Genomic DNA, 255 nt, shown 5'->3' with positions numbered 1-255 from the left:
CGCAGGAAGTACCATTGCGTCTGCTGCAAGGCTATCGCGGCTATGTGATGACCGACGATTATGCGGGTTACAACGCTTTGGCGTTGCAGCCCGGTATCGAGCGACTGGCATGCATGGTTCACGCGCGTCGCAAGTTCGTCGAAGCACAAAAGGTGCAGCCCAAGGGTAAGACCGGACGAGCCGATGTGGCGCTGACGATGATCAATAAGCTGTATGACATCGAGCGCGACCTCAAGGAGGTCAGCGACGAACAGC

At 57.3% G+C, this 255-nt stretch carries 1 protein-coding gene; it reads left to right on the top strand.

Annotation, left to right across the window (positions count from 1 at the left end):
• Window positions 1-255 (top strand): IS66 family transposase (locus JNA92_RS25740; protein WP_241807236.1); only part of this gene is annotated, 255 nt, incomplete at both ends.

It is taken from the genome of Pseudomonas putida, from assembly GCF_022627325.1.
In the GTDB taxonomy this organism is placed as follows: Bacteria; Pseudomonadota; Gammaproteobacteria; order Pseudomonadales; family Pseudomonadaceae; genus Aquipseudomonas; species Aquipseudomonas putida_X.
This window is presented reverse-complemented; position numbering and strand designations above follow the sequence as displayed.